The organism is Caballeronia sp. M1242, assembly GCF_017220215.1.
GTDB lineage: Bacteria > Pseudomonadota > Gammaproteobacteria > Burkholderiales > Burkholderiaceae > Caballeronia.
Map to the genome: position 1 here is coordinate 2,290,709 of NZ_CP071129.1, position 23,882 is coordinate 2,314,590.

Sequence of the window (23,882 nt, forward strand, 5' to 3'; positions counted from 1 at the left end):
AACTCGCGCAAAGCATTGATCCGAAAGGGCGTTCCGGTCGCGGACCGACAGCAACGCCAGGTTCTCGCTACGGGAAAACGATGAACGCCCCGCGCTGCCGCCCGCTGTCGTGCTGCGTCGCCATCAGACAGCGCATCGCGCGCCGCGCCCCCTCGCGACGAGGGGGCGTGCGCGCGCCGGCCGCTCTCTATCATTGGCCGACACGAACATACGGAGGCAGTCAATGACAGCGACAAAGCGCGGGCCGCTTGCCGGGCTCAGAGTGCTGGAGATCGCGGGCATCGGGCCGGGGCCCTTCTGCGGGATGCTGCTCGCGGATCTCGGCGCGGACGTGGTGGTCGTCGACCGCATCGCAGCGGCCGCCGACGCGCTCGATCTCGGCGACACGCAGATCGCTAATCGTGGCAAGCGTTCGGTCGCGGTCGATCTGAAGAGCGCCGATGGCGTCGAGACGGTGCTCGGCCTCGTCGAGCATTGCGACGTGCTGATCGAAGGCATGCGCCCCGGCGTAATGGAGCGTCTCGGGCTGGCGCCGGACGTATGTCTCGCGCGAAATTCACGGCTCGTCTACGGCCGCATGACCGGCTGGGGGCAACACGGCCCGCTCGCGCAGGCAGCGGGGCACGATCTGAACTACATCGCGCTGTCGGGCGCGCTGTGGTACGCCGGTCAGCCGGGCACGGCGCCCCTGCCGCCGCCCAGCCTCGTCGGCGACGTTGGCGGCGGCGCGCTGTATCTCGCCGTCGGCATTCTCGCGGCGGTCATGCACGCGCGCGCCACGGGCCACGGTCAGGTGATCGACGCGGCCATCGTCGATGGCAGCGCGCACATGACGACGCTGCTGCTCGCGCTCCAGGCTTCTGGCCAGATGACGCACGAGCGCGGCGAAAGTCTGCTGGACGGTCCGCACTGGTACAACACGTATCGCTGCGCGGACGGCGGCTATGTGTCGGTGGGATCGCTGGAGCCGAAGTTCTATGCGTTGCTGCTCGACAAGCTCGGCCTGTCCGACGACCCCGCGTTCGCCAAGCCCTACGACCGCCGTGCGTGGCCCGGGCTGCGCGAGCGGCTCGCGGAACTGTTCGCCACGCGCACGCGCGACGAATGGTGCGCGCTGCTCGAAGGAACCGATGCGTGCTTCGCGCCGGTCCTGAGCCCGGAGGAAGCCGCTGCGCATCCGCACATGCGTCAGCGCGAGATCTACACGCGTGAGAACGGCGTGCTCCAGGCGAACCCAGCGCCGCGCTTTTCCGTCACGCCGCCCGCCCCGCCCGGCGAGATTCCGCGCCGCGGGCAGCACACCGAAGCGGTGCTGCGCGACTGGGCACGCTCTTCCCATTCCGACTTTACGAAGGATTCCAAATGACCGACACCGCTCACCTGTTCCTGACCGAACAACAGAACCTGATTCGCGATTCGGCGCGTCGCGTGGTCAGCGAGATCGTCGCGCCGACCGCCGCCCGGCGCGATCGCGAGTCGGCGTGGCCGCGCGACGAACTCAAGGCGCTCGCCGAACTCGGCTTCCTCGGCATGCTGATTCCCGAGGAATACGGCGGCACGGGCGCGGGAGTGCTGGACCTGTGTCTCGCGCAACACGAGATCGCCGCCGCCGACGCGGGCCTCGCCACGATCATCCACGTGCACAACTTCACGGCGCTGAACATCGTCGAACACGGCACGGAGGAACAGAAGCGCCGCTACTTACCTGCCATGGCGCGCGGCGAGTCCATCGGCGCGTTCCTGTTGACGGAACCGCACGCCGGCTCCGACACCGCCGCGCTGCGCACCACCGCTCGCAAGGACGGCGACAGCTACGTGGTCAACGGCTCGAAGCAGTTCATCTCGAACGGCAGCGAAGCGGGCATCGGCGTTCTGTATGCGATGACCGACAAGACCGCCGGCAAGCGCGGCGCGAGCTTGTTCGTCATCGATCCGAGCCAGCCCGGCTATCACGTGACGCGCGTGGAGAGCAAGCTCGGCCAGCACACGGCGCACACGGCGCAGATCACGCTCGAAGACTTTCGCGTACCGGCCGCCAACCTGCTCGGCAACGAAGGCGACGGCTATCGCAAGGTGATGGGCGGCCTGTCGGATGGGCGGATCGGCATTGCATTCATCGCGGCGGGCGTGGCGCGCGCGGCGCTGGAGGCTGCGGTCAGCTATGCGAAGGAGCGCGAAGCGTACGGCGCGCCGATCATCCGGCTGCAAGGCGTGGCGTTCGATCTCGCCGATATGGCCGCGCAAGTGGACGTCGCTTACCAATATTGCCTGCACGCTGCGCGTCTGCGCGATGCCGGCGTCGCGTGCGTGAAGGAAGCGTCGATTGCGAAAATGTTCGCGAGCGAGATCGCCGAGAAGGTCTGCTCCGATGCGCTGCAGATTCACGGCGGCTACGGCTATCTCACCGACTTCCCCGTCGAGCGATACTTGCGCGACGTGCGTATCTGCAAGATCTACGAGGGGACGAGCCACATTCAGAAGCTGATTATCGCGCGCAGTCTCGGCTGAATTCGCTGCTTCGCCAATGCAAAATGCCCGGCTCGACCGGGCACGTTGCTTTCTAGACCACGCTTTCGGTCATGCGCAAACCAGCTTGAGGAACGCGCCGACCTGCTGCCCCGACTCCTCGTACTCCTGCGCCGTGCTCCAGTTCGCGATGTCCCCGAAGCGCGCCGCCACGCCTTCCGGCGTGACTTCCGCGTCCGGCAGCAGCACGGGCACGGTCTCGACGATGGTCGCCGCCGCGAACGCGCCGCCGCCCGCCGCGATGATCGTCTTCGACGGCGCATTCTCGCTTGCGAGGAACAGCACGGCCGGCGTCACGCGCTCCGGCTGAATGCGCGCGAGCATGGCTTCGGGCAGGATGTCGGCGGTCATGCGCGTGGCGGCCACCGGCGCGATAGTGTTGACCTTGATGTTGTTTTTCTTGCCTTCCGTAGTCAGCGCGTTCATCAGGCCGATCACGCCCATTTTCGCCGCGCCGTAGTTGGCCTGGCCGAAGTTGCCGTACATGCCCGACGACGACGTCGTCATCACGATGCGGCCGTAGCCCTGCTCGCGCATGATGTCCCACACCGCCTTGGAGCAGTGGATCGAGCCCATCAGGTGAACGTCGAGCACGGCCTCGACATCGGCCATGTCGAGCTTCGCGAAGCTCTTGTCGCGCAGAATGCCGGCGTTGTTCACGAGAATGTCCACGCGGCCGAACTCGGCCACCGCGCGCTTCACCATGTCCTGCACCTGCGCGAAGTCCGCGACGTTCGCGCCGTGCGCGATGGCCGTGCCGCCCGCCTTGCGGATTTCATCGACCACGGCGAGCGCGGCCTCCGACGAGCCGCCGCTGCCGTCGCGCGCGCCGCCGAAATCATTGACCACGACTTTCGCGCCGCGCTCGGCGAATGCAAGCGCATGCGCCCGCCCCAAACCCGCGCCCGCGCCGGTGACGATCGCGACTTTGCCATCGAAACGAATACTCATGCTTGATGCTCCATTCCAGTTGTCGAGAGATGAGGTTCAGGGAAACAGACGCATGATCGATTCAGCGACGCACGCGGGCTTGTCCGACCCTTCGCACTCGACCGTCATTTCCACTTTGAGCTGCGCGCCGCCCTGCCCGATCGCGTCCCACGAGATCAACCTGAAGTGGGCGCGCACGCGGGCGCCCACCTTGACCGGCGCGACGAAGCGCACCTTGTCCAGACCGTAGTTCAGGCCGCTTTTCGTTTCCTTGATGTGGAACGCGGTGGCGAGAAGCGCCGGCAGCAGGCTCAACGTGAGAAAGCCGTGCGCGATGGTGCCGCCGAACGGCCCGCTCTTCGCGCGCTCGACATCGACGTGTATCCATTGGTGATCGCCCGTTGCGTCCGCGAAGAGATTGACGCGCGCCTGGTCGACCAAAAGCCACTCGCTCGTGCCGATGGATTCGCCCACGAGCGGCTGCAAGTCCGCGATCTTGTCGAAGTTCTTCATGCCTGTATGTCCCTCTGAAGCAAGGCGTGTTGCAACTGCGCGGCACAGGCCGCTTCGTGACGGTCGCTGCTGCCGAACAGCACGTCCGCGACGACCGCGCGCTTGTAGTAATGGCCGACCGCGTATTCCTCGGTCATGCCGATGCCGCCGTGAAGCTGGATGGCCTGCGCGCACACGAACTTCGCGGCGCGGCCGATCAGCGCCTTCGCTTGCGAGACCGTGCGCTGGCGCGCGGCAGCGTCGTCGTCGTGCAGAAGTGAGGCGAGGAGCGCGAACAACATCGAACGCGCGATTTCGAGTTCCGCCGCCATGTCCGCCATGCGATGCTGCAGCGCCTGAAAGCTGCCGATCGGCACGCCGAACTGCTTGCGCATCTTGAGGTACTCGGCGGACATTTCGATGGCCTTTTCCATCCCGCCGATGAGTTCCGCGCACAACGCCACGGTGCCGTGCGCGAGGCCGTGATGCAGCGCCGCGAGTCCGTCGCCGGGCGCGCCCAGCACGGCGTCTTCGCTCACCACGACGTCATCGAGCGCGATCTCGGCGGCCCAGCTTCCGTCGTGCAGGCGCAGCGGCCGGCACGCCACGCCGGGCCGCGACGCCGCCACGAGAAAGAGCGTCAGCGGACCGTCGTCATCGATGGCGGCCGACACGATGAACGCGTTCGCGCCCGGCGCGCCGAGCACGAGCGTCTTCGTGCCGCGCAGCGAGAAGCCTTCGGCGGTGCGGGTCGCGCGGGTTCGAACCGGCTCGGGAAAGCCGCGCGACTGCGCTTCGCTATAGGCGAGCGCGAGCCGCAGCGAGCCATTGGCAAGTTGCGGCACGATGTGGTCGAGTTGCGCGGGCGCGGCGGCGGCCACGAGCGTTTGCGCGGCCAGCACGCCGCAGCCGAGATACGGCTCCACGACGAGCGCCCGGCCGAACTCCTGCGCGATCAGCGCCGTGTCGATGACCGTGCCGCCCAGCCCGCCGTACGCTTCGGGCAGCGCGGCGGCGAGCCAGCCGTTGTCCGCGAACGCCTGCCAGTGCAGAGGCTCACTCCGTCCGCTTTTCAATAGCGCGGCGCGCGCCTCGAATCCGCATTCTTTCTCTGCGAAGCGGCGCACGCTGTCCTGCAGCAGTTGCTGCTCGGAATCCAGTTTGAAATTCATGTTCTGTGGGCTCCATCAGAGTTGGAACAGCATCTTCGCGATGATGCCGCGCTGCACTTCGCTCGTTCCGCCGTAGATGGTGGAAGCGCGCCGGAAGAACATTTCGTTCGCCATGCCGCGCGCGACCTGCTGATGCGGCAACGGTTCGCCCGTCGCCGCGTCGTGAGGCTCGGGATATGCCACCGCGCCGTAATCGCCGAGCGCCTCGACGATGAACTCCGACAGGCGTTGCTGCAACTCGGTGCCGCGAACCTTGAGAATGGAATCCATCGCGTGGGCGGCGGGACTGTGGTCCTCTTCCATCGCCGCGACGCGCGTGACCATCGTCGCGATGGCGTTCACTTCGGCTTCGAAGCGCGCGAGCTTCTGCGCGAATTGAGGCTCTTCGATCAGCAACCGGCCGCCTGAATGCTCGCTTCTCGCCAGCGTACGGATCTGCGCGAGAAAGCGCCGGAGAATCGGCAGATCCGCCGCTGTCGCGTGCTCGTTGTTCAGCAGGAACTTGGTGATCTTCCACCCGTCGCCCTCTTCGCCGATGCGGTTGGCCACCGGCACGCGGACGTTGTCGAAGAAGGTCTCGTTCAGGTGATGGCAGTCGTCGATGCTGCGGATCGGGCGCACGGTGATGCCCGGCGTCGCCATATCGACGAGCAGGAAGCTGATGCCCGCCTGCTTCTTCGCGTCCGCGCTCGTTCGCACGAGCAGGAAGATCCAGTCGGATTCGTGCGCGTAGCTCGTCCAGATCTTCTGGCCGTTGACGATGTAGTGGTCGCCGTCGCGTTCGGCGCGCGTCGACAGCGACGCGAGGTCCGAACCCGAGCCCGGCTCCGAGAAGCCCTGGCACCACAGGCGCTCGCCGCTCAAGATCAGCGGACGATGTTGCGCCTTCTGCTCCGGCGATCCGAATTCGTTCAGCACGGGGCCGAACAGTTTGTGCGCGAAGCCGTCCTGCGTCGGCGCGCCGGCCGCGACGCATTCCTCGTCGAACACGAGGCGCTGCATCACGGACCAGCCGGTGCCGTCATGCTGCTTCGGCCAGTACGGCGCGCCCCAGCCGCGTTCGTTCAGAATGCGCTGCCAGCGCACGAGATCGGCGCGCATCGAGCGCACGCTGCCGACGGGCTTGCCGGCGAGATCGGCCGGCAGGCTTTCGCGCAGAAAAGCGCGGACCTCTTTGCGGAATGCATCGAGACCCGGATCAGGTTGGAAATCCATCGAACGCTCCGCTTCAATTGCGATACATCGTGACGACGCACGCGCCGCCGATCCCGACGTTGTGTTGCAGCGCGACGCGCGCGTTCTCCACTTGCCGGTCGCCCGCCGTGCCGCGCAACTGCTGGACAAGTTCGGTGCACTGCGCGAGGCCCGTCGCGCCGAGCGGATGCCCCTTCGACAGCAACCCGCCCGACGGATTGACCACGTGGCTGCCGCCATACGTGTTGTCGCCATCGTCGATGAACTTCGCCGCGCCACCTTCCGGGCACAAGCCGAGCGCCTCGTAGGTGATCAGTTCGTTGTGCGCGAAGCAGTCGTGCAGCTCGACCACCTGAACGTCTTGCGGCCCAATGCCCGATGCTTCGTAGACCTGATTCGCCGCTTCCTGGCTCATGCCGTAGCCCGCGACATAACGCAGATCGTCGCCGGTGAGCGATTCCGGGCGATCCGTCGTCAGCGCCTGCGCGGCGATCCACACGCGCGTGTCGAGCCCATGACGCCGCGCGTAGTCCTCGCTGCACAACACGGCCGCCGCCGCGCCGCAGGTTGGCGGGCAGGCCATGAGACGCGTCATCACGCCGGGCCACATGACCTGATCGGCCAGCACGTCTTCAGCGGTCACGACCTTGCGGAATACCGCGAGCGGATTGTTGGCGGCGTGGCGGCTCGCCTTCGCGCGGATCTTGGCGAACGACGAAAGCGGCGTATCGAAACGCTTCATGTGCTCGAGGCCCGCGCCGCCGAAGATGCGCAGTGCTGGCGGAATTTCTTGCGGCACGCCGAGGCGCTCGCATTGGGCGAGAAAGAGTTCGGAGGGCAGCGGCCGGTCGTTGAAGTAGCTGCCGAGCGCGCCGGGGTTCATCTGCTCGAAGCCGACCACGAGCGCCACGTCGATGGCGCCCGCTTCGATCGCCTGGCGCGCGAGAAACAGGCCCGTGGAGCCGGTCGAGCAATTGTTATTCACGTTGAAGATGGGCAGGCCCGTCATGCCGACGTGATAGAGCGCGCGCTGGCCCGCCGTGGAATCGCCATAGACGAAGCATGCGTAGGCCTGCTGGACGGACTCGTACGGCACGCGGGCGTCCGCGAGCGCCGCGCGCGCGGCCTCGGCGCCCATCAAATCGTACGTTTCGCTCGCACCCGGCTTCTTGAACGGCACCATGCCGACGCCCGCCACTACTACTTTGCGCGTCATATGTTCTCCTTCGATTATCGTCGTCTCGCGGTTCGACAGAACCGGCCTCGGTCCATCATAGGCAGCGGGCTGCGCGCGCTACACCCCTCGTTTCAAGGGGGCGCGCCGCCGCGCCGGAAAGCGGGATCATGCGCGCATGCGATACCAGAGTACGCCGTCATCGTCTGCGTGCGAAGTCGCTTCGCCGTTGGCCAGCAAGTAGTTGAGATACGCCAGCGCCTCGCCGGTGGCAAGCGTGTAGCGGCTAAAGCGTGCTTCCTCCACCGCGCCGGCGAAGAGCGTGCCGAAAACGTCCACCACGCGGCGCGGTTCGGCGAGCCGGTCACGCAGTCTCCCGAGGCCGCGTCGCGCGGCGGCGTCCAACCGTTCTATGCGCTCATGCAGGCCGTAAAACGGCTCATTGTGCGACGGCAGCACGAGCGCATCGGCCGGGATAGTCCGCGCGAACCGGCTGAGCGATGCCAGCCATTCGCCGAGCGGATTCGCGCCGGGTTCCACCGGAAGCACCGACACGTTCGACGAAATGCGCGGCAAGACGTGATCGCCCGAGATCAGCACGTTCAGTTCGGGGCAGTACAGGCAGGCGTGCTCCGGCGAATGCCCAAGCCCGACTCTCACGCGCCAGCGGCGCTTGCCGATCTCGAGCGTCTGCCAGTCTTCTAGACGGCGAAAGCTGTCGGGGAGCGGAAACACCATGCCCGCCGCGACGCCGAAGCGCGAGCGATACTGCTCGATCGTATCCTGACGCCATCCCGCACGGCGATAGAAGCGAATCGCGTCTTGCGGCGCCTCGCGGCCCTGCTCCGCCACGAAGGCTCGGCACGTCAGGTACTCCGCCCGCGTCATCCAGAGCTCGCAGTCGAAACGGCGCGCGAGCCAGCCGGCCATGCCCGCGTGGTCGGCGTGATGGTGCGTGGCGAACACGCGCGTGATGCGGCGCGAGCCGAGCGGACCGGCGAGCAGCGCCGCCCATCGCGACGGCGCGTCGGGCATGAAAAGGCCGGTGTCGACAATCGCCCAGCCGTCGCCGTCTTCCAGCGCCCAGATGTTCACGTGGTCGAGCGACGCCGGCAGCGGCAAGCGCATCCACAGCACGCCGGGCGCGACTTCGATTGCGTCGCCCGATGCGGGAACGGCGTCGAACGGGTAATGCAGTTCGCCGCCTGCCGCGAGGCGGATAGTCGATTCGTCGCTGTTCATGCGCGTCTCCGATAGTCGGCGGTCTCTTGCGGACCGCTCGCTTCGCACGATGATGGTTTCGCGTCAGGTGAAGGCGGCCACGCCCGTGAGCGCGCGCGAGATAACGAGCTGCTGAATTTCCGTGGTGCCGTCGGGGATCGGGATGATGATCGCCTCCCGCAACAGACGCTCGACGTTGAACTCTTTCGTGATGCCGTTGCCGCCGTGAAGCTGCACGGCATCGCGGCACACGCGGACCGCCGACTCCGTGGCGAACGCCTTCGCCATCGACGCCTGCATGTCGCAGCGCACACCCGCGTCGATCAGCCCGAACACGCGCTGGCACATGAGGCGCGACGCGTCGACGAGCATCGCCATGTTCGCGATCTTCGCGGCGATGAGTTGATGCGACGCGAGCACTTTGCCGAACTGCTTACGCTCTTTCGCATACGCGATGGACTCTTCCAGCGACGCGCGCATGATGCCGACCGACAGCGTGCCGACATGCGCCCGCGCGGTTTCGAACACTTTCATGGTGTTGCGCAGCCCTTCGCCTTCTTCGCCAATGAGATTCGTGACCGGCACGCGCGCATCGGTGATGAAAATCTGCGCGGTCGATTGCGAACTCAACGCGATCTTCTCGATGTTGCGCGATTCATAGCCGTGTTCCGCGCGGTCGATCAGGATATGCGAGAGGCCTGTCTCCGTGCGCACCGTGCAAATGAGCACGTCGGAATACACGCCGTTGGTGATCCACGTCTTCTCGCCATTGACGATGTAGTGGTCGCCGTCACGCACGGCGCGCGTCTTGATTTCCGCGACATTCGAACCGACGTCGGGCTCGCTGATGCCGATGGAGCCGAAGATCTTGCCCGCCAGCACGCCGGGCATGTAGCGCTCGCGCACTTCGGGACGCGCGTTGACCAACATGGAGGCGAGCCCCATGTTGAGCATCACCGCGAGCGCGACATCGCACGAGCACGCCACGAGTTCTTCGAACAGCATGCCTTGCATGGTCATCGACCAGCCCATGCCGCCGTATTCCACCGGCACGGTGCAGCCCGGCAGGCCGAATTCGGCGATGCGCTGCGTCAGCTCGCGCATCTTCTCCTTCGGGATAAAGCGGTCGCGATATTCGCGCGCGACGGGTTTGACTTCGGTTTGCAGAAACTTCCGGAAGCTCTCGACCGCGAGGTTCTGGTCTTCGTTGGGCAGTTGATAAGGCATGGTCTATCTCTTGGTAGCGGGTCTCATGCGCGGCCGAAAATGCCGATGTGATCGATGCTTTCCTCGACGCCCCACAGGCCGCCGCCATTGCCCTGAATCGCGAAGCGCGCGCCTTCCACCTGTCGCGGGCCGCACTCGCCGCGCAGTTGTTCGACCAGTTCGAAAATCTGCCCGAGGCCCGTCGCGCCGATGGGATGGCCCTTCGATTCGAGACCGCCCGACGGATTGATCGGCAAGCGCCCGCCGATGCTCGTCTCGCCGCGCTCGGCCATCGCGCCGCTGTCGCCGGGGCGGCACAGGCCCAGGTTCTCGCACAGCGCGATTTCGCCGATGGACGACGCGTCGTGCAGTTCGGCGACGTTAATGTCTTCCGGTCCGATGCCCGCTTCGTCGTAGGCCAGCTTCGCGGCATGCACGGTGATGTGATTGGCGAGATCGTCGCCGGCGCGCGGCGAGGCCGAGCGCACCACGGTCGCGAGCACGCGCACCGCGCGCTTGCGATCGAAGCCGTAGCGTTCCAGCGCCGACTCCGTGCATAGAATTGCAGCCGCCGCGCCGTCGGAGATCGGCGAGCACATCGGCAAGGTCAGCGGATACGTGATCGGCGGCGCGGCGAGAATCTCTTCGATGCTCATCGGCTTGCGATACTGCGACCGCTCGTTGTGCACCGAATGATTGTGATTCTTCGACGACACCGCCGCGAACTGCCGCTGCGTGATGCCCAAGCGTGACATCAGTTGCCGGCCGATGCCCGCGTACACGTCCATGAACACGCTGTACGGCTTGTCCGACGTGGTGCCCGGCGGCGGCGAAATGTTCTTGCCGAGATCGACGATCTGCGCCGCGTTGGCTTCGGCGGTTTCGACGTCCCACGCCGAATCGAACACGGAGAACATGCGCGCCTTGTCCGACGAGTACATCTTCTCCGCGCCCACGGCGAGCACGACATCCGCCATGCCGGCGCGAAGCTGCGTCACCGCGAGATGGAACGCGCTGCTCGCCGACGCGCACGCGCTCTCGACGTTATGAATAGGAATGCCGCCGAAGCCCGCCGGAATCAGCGCGACCTGCCCGCGAATCATGTGCTGGCCCTGCATGTGGCCTTGCGTGGTGTTGCCAAAGTACGCCGCCTGCACCCACTTGCGGTCGCAGCCGGAATCCTTCAGCGCGTCTTCGACGGCCCACGCCGTCAGTTGCTTGACCGACTTGTCGAGGTGACGGCCGAACGGCGTCATGCCGACACCGACGATATAGACTTTTTCCATGTGGATACCTTGATGATCGAGTGAGTGTCAGCAGCCTTTGAAGACCGGTTCGCGCTTTTCGGCGAACGCGCGCAGCCCTTCCTTCACATCGTACGAACGCTGATGATCGCGAAGCTCCAGCAGTTCGTGACGCAGCGCGTCGGCGGCGGATTTGTCCGGCGCTTCGTTCGCCACGCGCTTCATGCGCGCGAGCACGAGCGGGCTCTTCTTCGCGAGCTTGTCGGCGAGCGCCTGCGCGCGCGCGGCGAGTTCCGACGGCGCGAGCACTTCGTTCACGAGTCCGTGCGTCTTCAGTTCGGCGGCGCTCATCGCATCGCCCGTGAAGAGCAGATAGCGCGCGACGTTCACAGGCACCTTGCGCGGCAGAATGGCCGCGCCGCCCGCGCCCGGAAACACGCCGAAATTGGAATGCGCGTCGCCGAGCTTGGCCGAGTCGGAGGCAAGCACGATGTCGCACGCCAACACGATTTCGAGGCCGCCCGCGAGCGCGAGCCCGTTGACGGCGGCGATGACCGGCTTTGGAAACGCGCGCAGCGTGTCGAAGAACTCGACGATCAGTTCGAGGAAATCGCGCACGCCTTCCGCGGGCGGAGCGGCCGCTTCGATCAGATCCGCGCCTGCGCAGAACGCGCGGCCGTTGCCCGTCAGCACGACGGCACGCACGTTGTCGTCGTTGCGCCATGCCTTGAGTTGCTCGGTCAATCCGGTAGCCATCTCGCGATTCAGGCTGTTCATCGCGGCCGGTCGATCCATCGTCAACCAGCCCACGGAGCCCACGAGCGCGTGTGAGAAACTCATCTCTCCTCCACAGTATTAGTAATTGCCTTCGTTGACGTTCGCGTTCGGGTAAGTTAGTTTCCGGTCATCCGATTGACACCCCTCGTTCAGAGGGGGCCATCGCAGGCGGTCGAGCGACCGCCGAAGAGAGCTTCCCCAGCGCGGCTTTCGCGGCCGCCGCACGACTGCATCGACTAGGTGACGACTTGCCCACGCCTTTCACCAAACACCTGGTTTCCACCAAGTTTTCGCCGCCGCGCATCGGCGCACGGCATGTCCCTCGCACGAACCTGCTCGCGCAACTGGATCGCGTGCATCAGGCGCAACTCGCGCTCGTGTCCGGCAGCGCCGGCTACGGCAAGACCGTGCTGCTCGCGCAATGGCGGCAGAACTGCCTGAAGTCCGGCGCGGAGGTCGCATGGCTTTCGCTCACCGCCGACGACGGCGGCTACGCGGATTTTTGCGCAGAGCTCTTCGCGGCGATGCAGCGCCTGGGCATCTCGGTCGAAACCGACATGCCGCCCGACGACACGAGCGCGAGCGCAATGGACGCGGCGATCGCGGCCATCGTCGAGGGCGCGGTCGATCTGCCGAAGGACGTGTATCTGATCATCGACGACTATCACCACGTCGAAGCGCCCGCTGCGCACAAGTTCGTGCAGAAGCTGCTGGATCACGGGCCGGGCAATCTGCACCTCGTGATTTCCTCGCGCGTGACGCCACCGTTGAGTCTCAGCCGCTTGCGGATGATGGGTCAAATCGTCGAAGTGGACAGCGCGGAATTGCCGTTCGATCTGCCGGAAACACGGCATTTTCTCGATGAAAACCTCGGCACCGGCAAGATCAATGCGGACGAGCTCGGCCTGATTCACGAGCTCACGAGCGGCTGGCCGTCGTGCCTGCAACTGATCGTCACGATGCTGCGCAATCGCCCGGAAGCGCGGAGCATGCTGCAGGATCTCGTGTGGCGCTCGAATGATCTGCAGACCTATCTGAGCGAAGAAATCATCGCGCATCTGCCGGAGGAACTGACGGCGTTTGCCGAGAGCATGTGCGTGTTCCGGCGCTTCAACGCGTCGCTCGCGCAGAGCGTGACGGGTCAGGCGAACGCGGCGGACCTGCTCAAGAAGATGGAGGACGATAACCTGCTGACCATCCGAATCGATTCGGACGACAGAATGATCTGGTATCGCCTGCATCGGCTCTTCGGCGAATTTCTTTCGACGCGTCTGGAGCGGCGCGGCCGCGACGCCGTGAACGAGCTGCATAGGCGCGGCGCGCGCTGGTTCGCGGAAAACGGCCTGCTCGCCGACGCCATGCGCCACGCGAGTCTCGGCAACGACATCGAATACGCCACCGGGATGATCGAGCGCGCCGCGCCCGCAACGTGGAATCTCGACTATCTCAGCCCGACGCTGCATCTGCTGGATCGCGTGCCGGAAGATGTGCTGTTCCGTCACCCGCGCCTGTTGTTTCTCGCTTGCCTGACGGTTTCGCTGACGTCGCGGCCCGCGAAGGCCAAGGCGTGGCTCGCGCAACTGCGCAGCGGCGCGCACGGGGTTCCGCCGGAGATCGAGCGCAGTCTGCCGCTCGTCGAGGCGGCCATCGCGTTTCAGAACGATGACGCCGCGCGCATGATCGAACTGCTCGAACCGGTGCGCGACGCGGCCGTCGAGAACCCGTTCCTGCGGTATATGCTGATCGCGGAACTGGGCGTGGCGTATCGCTCGGTGGGCCGCTACGCCGAAGCGAAGCGTCTCTTCGACACGCATCATGTCCCGCACGCCGATCGCAACAACGACATGGCGCTCGTCGTCGAGGCGACGCTGGTGTCCAATCTCATGTTCGAAGGCCGCATGCGCGATGCAGAGCGTCTGGGCTCGGCGTTGCTCGCGCGATCGGTGAAGGCGGCGGGCCAACATTCGATCAGCGCGAACGTGTGCGCCGGCCTGCTCGCGGAGGTCTACTACGAGCTCGATCGCATCGACGACGCCCGCGAGACGATCGCCAACCGGCGCGGCCTGCTGCATTCGTGGGGACCGGATGTCACGATCTGGGCATCGCTGTGCCGCGCGAGGCTCGATCTCTTGCAGGAAGGCGCCGATGCCGCGCTCGCGTTCATCCGGCAGCAGACATCGCATCTGCAAAGCCTCGGTCAGCGGCGCGCCGTCAGCTATATGCTCGCCGAACAGGTCAAGGTTCTGCTCGTCAAGGGCGATCGCGCGGGCGCCAGCGAGACGGCGGCCTTGCTGGACGAACTGGCGCGCGCCAATACGAATACGGACGCGGACGGCGCGGTGCTTCCCGATGAAATCGCGGCGAATGCGGCGCTCACGCGCGCGCGCGTGCTGCGCAACGACGATCCGGCCGAAGCATTGCGCGCGCTCGATGTCGTCCGGGCGCATGCCGTCGGCTTCAACCGTAGCCGCTTGCTTGCGCTCGTCGATCTGCTGTCGGGCGCGGTGCTCGCGGACATGAAGCGGACGGACGACGCGAACGCATGCCTGCTTCGCGCGGTGCAGGCGGGACGCGAGCTCGGCCTCGTGCGGACGTTCGTCGATGAAGCGCAGATCGTCGGCAAGCAGCTCGGCGCTCTCTTGCGCGAGAAGCGGCTCGACGCATCCAGCCTGCGCTACCTCGAAGAGCTGGTCGCGAAGCTCGCCGATAGCGCCAGCGCGGACGACGCCGCGTCGATGCTGCGACGCGCGAACACGTCGAAGACGGACGCCGTGCTTACGCAACGCGAGGTCGAGATTCTCGGGCTCGTCGCGCAGGCCATGTCGAACAAGCGCATCGCGCTCACGCTGAACATCACGCTCGAAACGGTGAAATGGAACCTGCGCAATATCTTCGCGAAGCTGGGCGTATCGAGCCGTTACGATGCGATGGTGTGGGCGCGTAAGCAGGCGCTGATTCAGTAGGCGTCGCTGACGACGTGTCGTTCGAGACACGTTGTGTCCCGGTCGTTCCTATAATGAGGCGATAACGCCTCAAGGAACCGCGCCATGACCTCCAGTCTCGACGAAGCCATTCTCCGCGTGCTGCCGACGGAACGCGACGCCGTCGCGTGGCTCTCGACGCCCGAAGTGCGCCGCCGGCTGGAAGAGCGCGGGCATCGCGTCGGATATACGAAAAAGGTGCAGCGCCACCTCACCGCATTGGAAGCCGAGTCGCGCGTCATATCGACGATCAACGGCCGCGAGTTGCTGTGGCAGCGCAAGCCGTGGCTGCACGGCCTTCAGGAAGGCGTCGGACTGATGAGCGCGTCGGAGGCCGTCGCGTTTCATATTCTTCAGCGATTCGCCGGCAACAAGCTGCCGGCCGCCGTCACGCAAGACATCGATCCGCTGTTCAAGGCGGCGGAAGCGCGGCTCTCGCAGGAAAAAGCGGACAGCCGCATGTATCGCGCGTGGGCCGACAAGATCGATTCCGTGGATGGCGCGTTCACGTTGATTCGCCCGAAGCTGCGTCCGGAGATCTTCAACACGGTGGCGACCGCGACGTTCTTCGAGCGCGAATTGCTCGTGCAGTATCGCGCCGCGTATCGCAGCGAGAGCAAGGAAAAGAGCGATGCGCCGAAGACGAAGCGCCTCTGGCCGCTCGCGCTCGTCGAATCGGCGGGCGTCATGTACATGGTCGCGCAGGACCCGCGCCGCGCGCCGCCGGCCGGCGAAGGCGAGCCGGAATCGGCGCGCGCGCTGTATCGGCTGGACCGCATTCGTTCGGTGACGGAGTCCGGCGAATCGTTCAGCTATCCGGCGGACTTCCGGCTGCGCAAATACATCGAGACGCAGCAGGCGTTCGACTTTCTGCCCGAACCGGCGGTGAAGCTGGAGCTTGCGTTCGAAGGCAGCGCCGGCAATCAGTTGCGCGAATCGCCGATGTCGAAGGATCAGCAGATCGACACCCTGCCCGACGGCCGCATGAAAGTGACCGGCACCGTCACGCCGAGCCTCAAGCTGCGCTGGTGGCTGCGCGCGCTCGGCGCGGGCGTCGAGATTCTTGCGCCGCAAGCGTTGCGCGACGAGTTCGCGCAGGACTATCTGAAGCTCGCGAACCGCTATCGGCATGCAACGGCAAGCGCGCACGCAGGAGAAGCGGCATGAGTGACGAAGCGCTCATTCAGCAAGCCGCTGCGTGGATCGCCGACGCCGATGGTCTTCTGATCACTGCGGGCGCCGGCATGGGCGTCGATTCGGGCCTGCCTGACTTCCGCGGCCCGGAAGGCTTTTGGCGCGCGTATCCGGCGTTGCGGCATCACGGCTTCTCGTTCGAGGAGATGGCCAATCCCGACGGCTTCGTTCGGCATCCGCGCCTTGCGTGGGGCTTCTACGGGCATCGGCTGGCGCTGTATCGCGCGACGCAGCCGCACGAAGGCTTCGACGTGCTGCGGCGCTGGGGCGCGAGCATGGGTCACGGCGCGTTCGTTTTCACGAGCAACGTCGATGGTCAATTCCAGCGCGCCGGTTTCGCCGCCGAGCGCGTCGCGCAGTGCCACGGCGCGATCCATGCGATGCAGTGCATCGACGCCTGCACGAACGACATCTGGCCAGCCGACGCGTTCGAGCCGGTCGTCGACGAAAGCCGCTGCGAACTCGTCAACGCGTTGCCGCTTTGTCCGCATTGCGGCCGTCTCGCGCGCCCGAACATTCTGATGTTCGGTGACTGGAACTGGATCGACACGCAATCGGCGCAAGAGGAACGGCGACTCGCGGCTTGGCTTGAAAGCGTCGAACGGCTTGTCGTGATCGAACTGGGCGCGGGCCGCGCGCTGCCGACGGTGCGGCGCTTCAGCGAACGGCACGGGCCGCGCGTCGTGCGCATCAATCCGCGCGAGCACGGCATCGCGCCGGGCGTGGGCGTCGGCATCGCGGGCGGCGCGAAGGACACGCTGCTGCGGCTCGATCGCGCGCTGAACGGCTGATGCCGCTGCGCGCTTCAGCTCATGTACCGCACGTTGACTTGCGGCCCGAACACTTCGCGCACCATGCCGACGAGATGATCGTGGTGGCTCAGAAAGATCACCTGCGTGCGCCTGGCGATCTGCGCCAGCACGCGCAGGCCGGCGCGCGCGCGGCCATCGTCGAAATTGATGAACAGGTCGTCCGCGACGAACGGCAGCGCCGAAGCCTTCTCGCCATGCTCCTCCAGCGCCGCGAGCCGCAGCGCGAGGAAAAGCTGATCGCGCGTGCCCTCGCTCATTCCGCCGATCTCGACATGCGCGCCGTTCGTCGCGCGCACGGCGGCGAGCGCCATCGGCTGGCGGTCGTAATCGACGACGAGCCGCGAGAACGCCCCGAGCGTCAATTCCGCGAAGATGGCGCTCGCACGCGAGAGCATCGGGCCCTGGCGGCGCTCGCGGTAACGGTCGATGGCCCACTTCAGCAGCGTCGATGCCGTCTCCACCTTGATGAAGCGCTCGGCGGCGTCTGCCATCGCGGCGAGCGCCTCCTGACGCTTCGCCTCGGCGCGCGCCGCGTTGGCTTCGCCTGAAATCGCCCTCAGTTCGCGTTCGGCGGCGTCGAGTTCGGCGGCCAGCGCCGTCGAGACTTTCACCGATTCGTTGAGCGCGCTACTCGTCAGCGACAGTTGCGCCTGCACGTCCGCGATGTCCGCGCCGTCCACTTCCGCGATCAGCGCGTCGAGCGCGAGTCCGTCGCCGCCTTTGATGAACGCGTCGCGCGCGTCGTTCACGGCGGCGGTCAGGTCGCGCTTGCGTTGCGACTCGGCGATGCGCGCGGCGAGCAGTTCCGGCGTATCGACGCCCGCGAGTTCGTAGAGCGGGCGCAGCGTCGCACGGGCTTCGTCGAGCGCAGCCTTCGCAGCGCTCGCTTGCTCGTTGGCGGTTGCCAGTTCCCGGCGGATGCGCTCCGCTTCGCCGCGCGCCGCGCACGCGCTCTCCAGCCGCGACGACAGTTCCGCCGAAATGCCACTTGCTTCGAGCGCGGCAAGCTCACGGTCGATGTGCGTGGCGAGCCGCGCCGCGTCCGCCTGGAACGCGGCGAGCGACGCGCGCATCGGTTCGATCTGTTGCGAGCGAATGGCGTCGATCTGCGCGAGTTGATCGCCGATCTTCTTCACGATGCCGATGGCCGTTTCCGCCGCCGCCTGCGACTCCGCCGCGACCGCGAGGCCCGCGCGACCGACCGCCGCCGACCAGTCGCGCTGCCACTGCTCGAACGCGTCGCGGGCGGTCTTCGCGGCGTGTTGACGCGCGATGCTCTCGGCGCGGGCCGCGTCCAACTGTTCGCTCTTGTTACGCCGCGTCACGACAGCTTCGTCGATGGCGCTGATATGGCGCTCGGCGATGTCGCATAGCGCGTCGAGGTCGGCGGACGGATCGGCAGCCACGCCCGCCTGCGCGAGTTGCCGCGCGAGTTCGGCGCGACGCGAGTCTGCATCGGCGGATTCGCGTGCGAGTTCTTCGGTGCAGCGGTCGAGCGTCTGGGATGCGGCAAGCGCCTGATCGCGGCGCGCGAGCCACGACGGCGCGTCGTCGAGCGCCATTTCCGCGATCTGCGATTGGGCGGCCAGCGCGGCCCACGCGGCGTCGAACTGAGCGAGCGCCGTCGCGGCATCGCGCGCGGCCTGCTCCCGGCGTGCGACGGTTTCCTGCTCCACCGCGACGCGCCGCTTCAGCGCGCCGAGCTGCGTCGCCTGCCCGACCGAGCCGAGTTGACGATCCGCGAGCCCGTCGGCGGCGTGCATCGCCGTTTCGAAGCGCGGCGCGGCTGTCGCGAGCGGCGTCTCGCCCGCGCGGATGGCGTGCCACGCGGCGTTGCGCGCGTCGCGGGCCTCGCGGACATCGGCGGCCGTCACGACATCGTGTGTCTGCACGAAATCGCCCAGTTCGGTTTGCGTCGCGTGCAGCGCGTCTTGCGCTTCCTTCAGCCGATCGCCGGCCATCGCGAGCCGCGACGCCAGCGCCTGCCGTTCGTCGCGGAGCACCGCGATGCGCTCGGCGGCGGGCAGCGTCATCGCGCGCAATTCGGGCAGCGGCCGCGTCCACTTGCCGAGCGACGCGAGCGCCGCTTGCAACGCGTGGTCGGCTTCGCGGCGGGCGTCGTCGAGGCGGCGTTGCGTCGTCGCGGTATCGCGAGACTTCTGCGCGGACCGCAGCGCCACGCGCAAGCCAGGGGCGACGTCGCAATCGGACAGCGCGGCGAGCCGCGTCTGCAACGCCGCGATCTGCTCCACGCTCTCGTGCGCCGCGCGCTCGGCGTTCCGAGCCGCGAGTTCCAGCTCGCCGCGATCCAGCATCAGGCTCGACACAGTCTGAAGCACGAGCGGTCCGGGCAGCGACTGCCGCGCGCTTGCTTCGTCCTGCCCCCAGCCGAGTTGCGCGCAATCCTGCGCAATCTGCCGCATGCGCACGGCGACTTCCTGTTCGAGTCGCGCGATCTCGTTCGCATGATTCGCGCACTGATGCCGCGTCCCTTCGAGCGCGCGAATATCGGCTTCGACCGCCAGCAGCGCCTGATCGATGCGAATCTCGGTCAAGTCCTTCTGCAACTGCTCGACGTCGCGAGCGTGCAGATCGAGCGCGGTCTGCGCTGAAGCCAGCCGCGTCAGCGCGTTCTGAAGCGTCGCTTCGGCGTTGGCGGGCAGATCGGCGGTATCGCCGAGCGCGTCGAGTTCGGCCGACTTCGCGCGCCAGACGTTGAGATACGGCGCGGCGCGGCGGATGCGTTCGAGTTTCGCGCGCATGACTTCGAGTTCCGCGCGACGCGCTTCCTGCTCGCGGCTGCGCTCCTGCGCCTCCTCCACCGCGCCATGCGCCCGACGCCACTGCGCCGTCCGCACGCTCGCCGCCTTGAGTTCGGCGGTGGCTTCTTCATAATGCTTCAGCGCGACGTAGTACGCCCGCTCGCCCGACTTGCGCTTGGCCCAAAGGCTGTCGGCTTCGTCGGCGAGACGCTGGCGCACTTCGCCCAGACTCGCGATGCCCGCCGCCGACTGAAACAGCACCTGCCCGACATCGCTCGATGCGTCGAGAATGCTCTGGCCGCCGCGAATCAGCGCCGTGTGGTCGAGGCAATACATCTGCTCAAAGAAGCTCTTGTCGGCGGTGCCGAGGAACGGGGCGAGCGCATCGGCGGCGAGCGGGTCGCCGTTCGGCGTCGTGAGCGGCGACTTGCGGCTCTTCGTGCGATGAAACGCGAGCGCCGCGCCGTCTTTCTCCAGCTTCGCGCCCAGCCGCAGATCGCTTTGCGGATGCAAAAACGCGAGCGACGAGCTATGCGGCATGCCGAAAAGCAGTTCGGAAATGGCCGTCTTGATGGTGGATTTGCCCGCCTCGTTCGGGCCGACGACGAAATGAAAATCGTGCTCCGCCAGCGGAAATTCGACGGCGTGATCCGTGAATTTGCCGAAGCGGATGAGATCGAGCTGGCTGATGCGCATCCCGTTACTCCGCGTCCGCGAGTTGCGCGATCAGGCCGGCGCGCGCTTCGCTCACGAGCTTCGCGAGATCGCCGTCGCGCACGTAGTCGAGTTCGGGCACGGACTTCTGCAAGTCGCTCGGCGCTTGCGTCGCGAGCGTGATGAGCCTGTCTTTGAGCATGGCGAGGAATTCGGGATCGGATTCGGCTTCGATCAGGAGCGCGTGAAGATCGGCGAGCGCGTCGCCGCCATCGGCAAGATCTGCTGCAGTGCGTTCGCGCGTGATCGGCTGCGTCGCGACTTTCACCTTCTCGAGCCACAAGCGGTCATGGCTGATCGCCGCGATCTGCGCGAGCACTTCGGCGCGTAGCTGCTTCTCGTTGGCGAAGAGTTCGCCGTGCGCCTTCGTCGCGCCGGTGATGCTCACGCGCACCGCGTGCGGCACCGGACGCTCGGCGGCATCCACGAGCGTCTCCAGCGCACGGCCGGCCGCGCGGGCGACTTCATCGAGCGTGTCGAGGCCGGAAGCATCGACATTCACGGCTTCCCAGCGCAATACGTCGATGAACAGCCGCTCGACGCTGACCTCCTCCGCCTCGGACACGCTGACCAACACCGCGCCGCGCCGGCCCGTCTCGCGAATGGTGCGCCCCTGCAAGTTACCCGGAAACACGATGGTCGATGCTTCCTGCCACATCGCGAACTCATGCACGTGGCCGAGCGCCCAGTAGTGATACTCGCGCGCGTGCAGTTCGGCGACCGTGCACGGCGCATAGCTCGCGTGCATCGCCGCGCCTTCGAGCGCCGTGTGCAGCACGCCGACATTGAAATAACCGTCGACAGGCGGCGGATACGCGGTCACGAGATTCGTCGTCACCGCCTTGTCCTTGAAGCTGTGGCCGTGCAGCGCGACCTTCAGCGCGTCGATGCGATATGTCTGCGGCTTCTTCGTCGAAAACGTGTGGACGTTGTCCGGCAACTGAAGCTGGCTCGTCATTTCGCTTTCGGCGTCGTGATTGCCGTAGAGCAGATACACGGGAATGCCCGCGCGCCGCAGCTTGCCCATCTCCTTGCAGAAGAAGATGCCGGTGTTGTGATCGCGCCAGGTGCCGTCGTACAGGTCGCCCGCGATGACCATGAAGTCCACTTGCTCGTCGATGGCGACCGACACGAGCTTCGAGAACGCCTCGCGCGTGGCGTTGCGCAGCATGTCGGCGGGCGCGTCGGCGTAGGCGGAAAGCCCGTGCAGCGGGCTGTCGAGATGGATATCGGCCGCGTGAATGAAGCGCATGGCGCTGTCTCCTTTCAATGAGTGGTCGCGCTTCTCGCGTGTTCGAACGACGATGCTTGCAGACATTCGGGACATTTCGCGTCTCGTTCGGCTCAGTGCTTCGCCGTGCTCAAGAGACGCGAAATGTCCCGACAGGCACGCAGAATTCGTGAACGTCAACACGCAGCGAGGTAACCCGATGACCAGTCCCTACACCGCTCATAACGTCGACGCCGCGATCGTGCATCTGGAGCGCGTCTTGTCGGCTGAAGGCGCGAATTCGCTATTCGGCCAGACTTACTGGCGCAAGCGCGTGCAGCAGGTCAGCGCGACGCGCGGCTTGCAGCGCGATCAGCGCATGCGGCTCGACCGATTGATGAAACTGCTCGCCACCGACGCATGCGAGGCCACATGCCAATGACGAACCGACGAATCAACTGCGCTCGAGAGCCTGCGCCAGCGCGACGAACTCCGCCACCGGCACTTCTTCGGCGCGACGCGCGAGATCGAAACCGAGCGCATCGAAATCGACCTTGTCGCGATACGCCGCGAGATTGTTGCGCAAGACCTTGCGACGCTGCGCGAACGCGGCCTTGACGACATCGCTCAACACGGTTTCGTTGACGGCCGGCAATTCATGCGCCGCGAACGGAATCATGCGCACGATCGCGGAGTTGACCTTCGGCGGCGGCTGGAACGATTCGGGCGGCACGTCGATCAGCTTGTCCATCACGTAGCGGTATTGCAGCATCACCGACAAACGCCCGTATTCCTTGCTCGCCGGCTCGGCGATCATGCGCTCGACCACTTCGTCCTGAAGCATGAAGTGCTGGTCGATGACCTTCGGCGCGAACGTCGTCAGATGGAACAGCAGCGGACTCGAAATGTTGTACGGCAGATTGCCGACGATGCGCAGCGACGGCTTGTCGCCCGCGAGCGCCAGCGTGCCGAAATCGAATTCGAGCGCGTCCGCCGAATGCACGACGAGCCGCTCGCCGAAGCGCTTCTCCAGCCGCCCGATCAGGTCGCGGTCCAGTTCAACGGCGTGCAGCGGCGACTCGGGCGTGGCGAGGCGCTCGATCAACGGCTCGGTGAGCGCCGCGAGCCCCGGCCCGATTTCGACCATGCGCTCGCCGCGCTGCGGCCCGATGGCGTCGACGATGGAATCGATCACGCCCTGATCGACGAGAAAGTTCTGGCCGAAGCGTTTGCGCGCCAGATGGCCCTGGTGTCGTGTGGACATACGTTTTCGTTGAATGCGCTCAGGCGCTGCGTTTGTGGCGCGCCATGGTCACGGCGGCGTCGATGGCGGCGATCATGCTGCCGGGGTCCGCGCGGCCCGTGCCCGCGAGATCGAGCGCGGTGCCGTGATCGACGGAGGTGCGGATGATCGGCAGGCCAAGCGTCACGTTGATGCCTTCGCCGAAGGTCGCGTACTTCAGTACGGGCAGGCCCTGATCGTGGAACATGGCGAGCACGCAGTCGGCGTCTTTCAGATAGCGCGGCTGGAACAGCGTGTCGGCGGGATACGGACCGGGCGCGTCGATGCCGAGCGCGCGGGCGCGTTCGAGCGCGGGCGCAATCACATCGATTTCCTCGCGACCCAGATAGCCGTTTTCGCCCGCGTGCGGATTCAGGCCCGTCACGAGAATGCGCGGCGCGGGGAGCCCGAAATGCGCGCGCAGATCATGATCGATGATGCGCAACGTCTCCACGATACCGTCGATGGTGAGCGCAGCCGATACGTCCTTCAGTGGCAAATGCGTGGTCGCGAGCGCGACGCGCAACGGGCGTTCGCCACTGCCCGCGAGCATCATCACGACGCGCGGCGTGTGCGTGCGCTCCGCGAGATATTCGGTGTGGCCGGTGAAGGGCACGCCGGCATCGTTGATCGTGCTCTTTTGCAGCGGCGCGGTGACGATGGCATCGAAACGGCCCGCCACCGCGCCGTCGATGGCGGCATCGAGAAGATCGAGCACGTAGCGCCCGTTTGCCGCATCGAGCTTGCCGGCTTCGGCGGGCGCCGCGAGCGCGTGATGTTCGATCTCGATGAGGTCGCCGTTCGTAGGCCAGGCAGCGCCCGAACGCGCTTCAAGCAACGCGCGGTCGCCGAGCACGACAAAGCGCACCGACGGCCAGCGCGCGTGCGCCTGAGCGAGCGCCGCAGCCGTCAGTTCCGGACCGACGCCAGCCGGTTCGCCGGTCGTAATCGCGACGGTAAGCGGCCTGTCCGGATGCGCGGCGGTGCTCAT

At 66.3% G+C, this 23,882-nt stretch carries 19 protein-coding genes; 6 read left to right on the forward strand and 13 right to left on the reverse strand.

The window, feature by feature from the left end; translation table 11 throughout:
* The first annotated feature begins 223 nt into the window (after positions 1-223).
* A complete protein-coding gene (locus JYK05_RS10670; protein ID WP_206466949.1) occupies positions 224-1,366 on the forward strand; it encodes a CaiB/BaiF CoA-transferase family protein in 1,143 nt (380 codons plus the stop codon).
* Entirely contained in the window at positions 1,363-2,508 is a 1,146-nt protein-coding gene (locus JYK05_RS10675) for an acyl-CoA dehydrogenase family protein (RefSeq protein ID WP_206466951.1), read from the forward strand. Before JYK05_RS10670 ends, JYK05_RS10675 begins: the two co-directional genes overlap by 4 nt.
* 69 nt (positions 2,509-2,577) lie before the next feature.
* Here JYK05_RS10675 and JYK05_RS10680 read toward each other — a convergent pair whose 3' ends face one another.
* The 9 genes from JYK05_RS10680 to JYK05_RS10720 form a co-directional block, all read right to left on the reverse strand.
* The gene (locus JYK05_RS10680) at positions 2,578-3,477 is read right to left on the reverse strand and encodes an SDR family NAD(P)-dependent oxidoreductase (protein WP_206466953.1); all 900 of its coding nucleotides are present in this window, start codon (positions 3,475-3,477) and stop codon (positions 2,578-2,580) included.
* A gap of 36 nt (positions 3,478-3,513) precedes the next feature.
* The gene (locus JYK05_RS10685) at positions 3,514-3,969 is read right to left on the reverse strand and encodes a MaoC family dehydratase (RefSeq protein WP_206466955.1); all 456 of its coding nucleotides are present in this window, start codon (positions 3,967-3,969) and stop codon (positions 3,514-3,516) included.
* Positions 3,966-5,120, reverse strand: coding sequence for an acyl-CoA dehydrogenase family protein (locus tag JYK05_RS10690; RefSeq protein WP_206466957.1), 1,155 nt, complete (start codon positions 5,118-5,120; stop codon positions 3,966-3,968). Before JYK05_RS10690 ends, JYK05_RS10685 begins: the two co-directional genes overlap by 4 nt.
* A 15-nt stretch (positions 5,121-5,135) precedes the next feature.
* On the reverse strand, positions 5,136-6,335 hold the full coding sequence (locus JYK05_RS10695; RefSeq protein ID WP_206466959.1) for an acyl-CoA dehydrogenase family protein: 1,200 nt from the start codon (positions 6,333-6,335) through the stop codon (positions 5,136-5,138).
* A gap of 13 nt (positions 6,336-6,348) precedes the next feature.
* Positions 6,349-7,530, reverse strand: a complete 1,182-nt coding sequence (locus JYK05_RS10700) for a lipid-transfer protein (RefSeq protein WP_206466961.1) — start codon at positions 7,528-7,530, stop codon at positions 6,349-6,351.
* A gap of 126 nt (positions 7,531-7,656) precedes the next feature.
* Positions 7,657-8,730: an MBL fold metallo-hydrolase gene (locus tag JYK05_RS10705; RefSeq protein WP_206466963.1), complete on the reverse strand. Its 1,074-nt coding sequence runs from the start codon at positions 8,728-8,730 to the stop codon at positions 7,657-7,659.
* Positions 8,731-8,793: 63 nt separating this feature from the next.
* Positions 8,794-9,936, reverse strand: coding sequence for an acyl-CoA dehydrogenase family protein (locus JYK05_RS10710; protein ID WP_175944987.1), 1,143 nt, complete (start codon positions 9,934-9,936; stop codon positions 8,794-8,796).
* 23 nt (positions 9,937-9,959) lie between these two features.
* The gene (locus JYK05_RS10715; protein ID WP_206466965.1) at positions 9,960-11,201 is read right to left on the reverse strand and encodes a thiolase family protein; all 1,242 of its coding nucleotides are present in this window, start codon (positions 11,199-11,201) and stop codon (positions 9,960-9,962) included.
* A gap of 27 nt (positions 11,202-11,228) precedes the next feature.
* Positions 11,229-11,999 carry an enoyl-CoA hydratase/isomerase family protein gene (locus JYK05_RS10720; RefSeq protein ID WP_206466967.1) on the reverse strand — a complete coding sequence of 257 codons (771 nt, stop codon included), beginning with the start codon at positions 11,997-11,999 and terminating at the stop codon, positions 11,229-11,231.
* A 185-nt stretch (positions 12,000-12,184) separates the two neighbouring features.
* Between JYK05_RS10720 and JYK05_RS10725 the strand changes: the two genes are divergently transcribed.
* The 3 genes from JYK05_RS10725 to JYK05_RS10735 all read left to right on the forward strand — a co-directional run bounded on the left by JYK05_RS10725 (position 12,185) and on the right by JYK05_RS10735 (position 16,902).
* Positions 12,185-14,899: a LuxR C-terminal-related transcriptional regulator gene (locus JYK05_RS10725; protein WP_206466969.1), complete on the forward strand. Its 2,715-nt coding sequence runs from the start codon at positions 12,185-12,187 to the stop codon at positions 14,897-14,899.
* Positions 14,900-14,983: 84 nt separating this feature from the next.
* A complete protein-coding gene (locus JYK05_RS10730) occupies positions 14,984-16,084 on the forward strand; it encodes a YafY family protein (RefSeq protein ID WP_206466971.1) in 1,101 nt (366 codons plus the stop codon).
* Positions 16,081-16,902, forward strand: a complete 822-nt coding sequence (locus tag JYK05_RS10735) for a Sir2 family NAD-dependent protein deacetylase (RefSeq protein WP_241269801.1) — start codon at positions 16,081-16,083, stop codon at positions 16,900-16,902. Before JYK05_RS10730 ends, JYK05_RS10735 begins: the two co-directional genes overlap by 4 nt.
* A gap of 14 nt (positions 16,903-16,916) precedes the next feature.
* On the opposite strand, the gene JYK05_RS10740 is transcribed toward JYK05_RS10735, so the two are convergent.
* The gene (locus JYK05_RS10740) at positions 16,917-20,381 is read right to left on the reverse strand and encodes a YhaN family protein (RefSeq protein WP_206466973.1); all 3,465 of its coding nucleotides are present in this window, start codon (positions 20,379-20,381) and stop codon (positions 16,917-16,919) included.
* Positions 20,382-20,385: 4 nt separating this feature from the next.
* Positions 20,386-21,651: a DNA repair exonuclease gene (locus tag JYK05_RS10745; RefSeq protein ID WP_206466974.1), complete on the reverse strand. Its 1,266-nt coding sequence runs from the start codon at positions 21,649-21,651 to the stop codon at positions 20,386-20,388.
* Between the two features lie 178 nt (positions 21,652-21,829).
* On the opposite strand from JYK05_RS10745, the gene JYK05_RS10750 reads away from it, so the two are divergent.
* Positions 21,830-22,051, forward strand: a complete 222-nt coding sequence (locus JYK05_RS10750) for a hypothetical protein (protein ID WP_175945001.1) — start codon at positions 21,830-21,832, stop codon at positions 22,049-22,051.
* 12 nt (positions 22,052-22,063) lie between these two features.
* Here the strand turns inward: JYK05_RS10750 and rsmA are convergent, their stop codons facing one another.
* Positions 22,064-22,873, reverse strand: coding sequence for a 16S rRNA (adenine(1518)-N(6)/adenine(1519)-N(6))-dimethyltransferase RsmA (gene rsmA, locus JYK05_RS10755; RefSeq protein ID WP_175945003.1), 810 nt, complete (start codon positions 22,871-22,873; stop codon positions 22,064-22,066).
* Between the two features lie 19 nt (positions 22,874-22,892).
* Complete coding sequence (gene pdxA, locus JYK05_RS10760; protein WP_206466976.1) at positions 22,893-23,882, reverse strand: 4-hydroxythreonine-4-phosphate dehydrogenase PdxA; 990 nt, start codon at positions 23,880-23,882, stop codon at positions 22,893-22,895.

Coding starts and splice junctions, on each gene's coding strand:
- JYK05_RS10670 (WP_206466949.1), top strand. CDS start 224: ATGACAGCGACAAAGCGCGGGCCGCTTGCCGGGCTCAGAGTGCTGGAG.
- JYK05_RS10675 (WP_206466951.1), top strand. CDS start 1,363: ATGACCGACACCGCTCACCTGTTCCTGACCGAACAACAGAACCTGATT.
- JYK05_RS10680 (WP_206466953.1), bottom strand. CDS start 3,477: ATGAGTATTCGTTTCGATGGCAAAGTCGCGATCGTCACCGGCGCGGGC.
- JYK05_RS10685 (WP_206466955.1), bottom strand. CDS start 3,969: ATGAAGAACTTCGACAAGATCGCGGACTTGCAGCCGCTCGTGGGCGAA.
- JYK05_RS10690 (WP_206466957.1), bottom strand. CDS start 5,120: ATGAATTTCAAACTGGATTCCGAGCAGCAACTGCTGCAGGACAGCGTG.
- JYK05_RS10695 (WP_206466959.1), bottom strand. CDS start 6,335: ATGGATTTCCAACCTGATCCGGGTCTCGATGCATTCCGCAAAGAGGTC.
- JYK05_RS10700 (WP_206466961.1), bottom strand. CDS start 7,530: ATGACGCGCAAAGTAGTAGTGGCGGGCGTCGGCATGGTGCCGTTCAAG.
- JYK05_RS10705 (WP_206466963.1), bottom strand. CDS start 8,730: ATGAACAGCGACGAATCGACTATCCGCCTCGCGGCAGGCGGCGAACTG.
- JYK05_RS10710 (WP_175944987.1), bottom strand. CDS start 9,936: ATGCCTTATCAACTGCCCAACGAAGACCAGAACCTCGCGGTCGAGAGC.
- JYK05_RS10715 (WP_206466965.1), bottom strand. CDS start 11,201: ATGGAAAAAGTCTATATCGTCGGTGTCGGCATGACGCCGTTCGGCCGT.
- JYK05_RS10720 (WP_206466967.1), bottom strand. CDS start 11,999: ATGAGTTTCTCACACGCGCTCGTGGGCTCCGTGGGCTGGTTGACGATG.
- JYK05_RS10730 (WP_206466971.1), top strand. CDS start 14,984: ATGACCTCCAGTCTCGACGAAGCCATTCTCCGCGTGCTGCCGACGGAA.
- JYK05_RS10735 (WP_241269801.1), top strand. CDS start 16,081: ATGAGTGACGAAGCGCTCATTCAGCAAGCCGCTGCGTGGATCGCCGAC.
- JYK05_RS10740 (WP_206466973.1), bottom strand. CDS start 20,381: ATGCGCATCAGCCAGCTCGATCTCATCCGCTTCGGCAAATTCACGGAT.
- JYK05_RS10745 (WP_206466974.1), bottom strand. CDS start 21,651: ATGCGCTTCATTCACGCGGCCGATATCCATCTCGACAGCCCGCTGCAC.
- JYK05_RS10750 (WP_175945001.1), top strand. CDS start 21,830: ATGACCAGTCCCTACACCGCTCATAACGTCGACGCCGCGATCGTGCAT.
- rsmA (WP_175945003.1), bottom strand. CDS start 22,873: ATGTCCACACGACACCAGGGCCATCTGGCGCGCAAACGCTTCGGCCAG.
- pdxA (WP_206466976.1), bottom strand. CDS start 23,882: ATGAGCACCGCCGCGCATCCGGACAGGCCGCTTACCGTCGCGATTACG.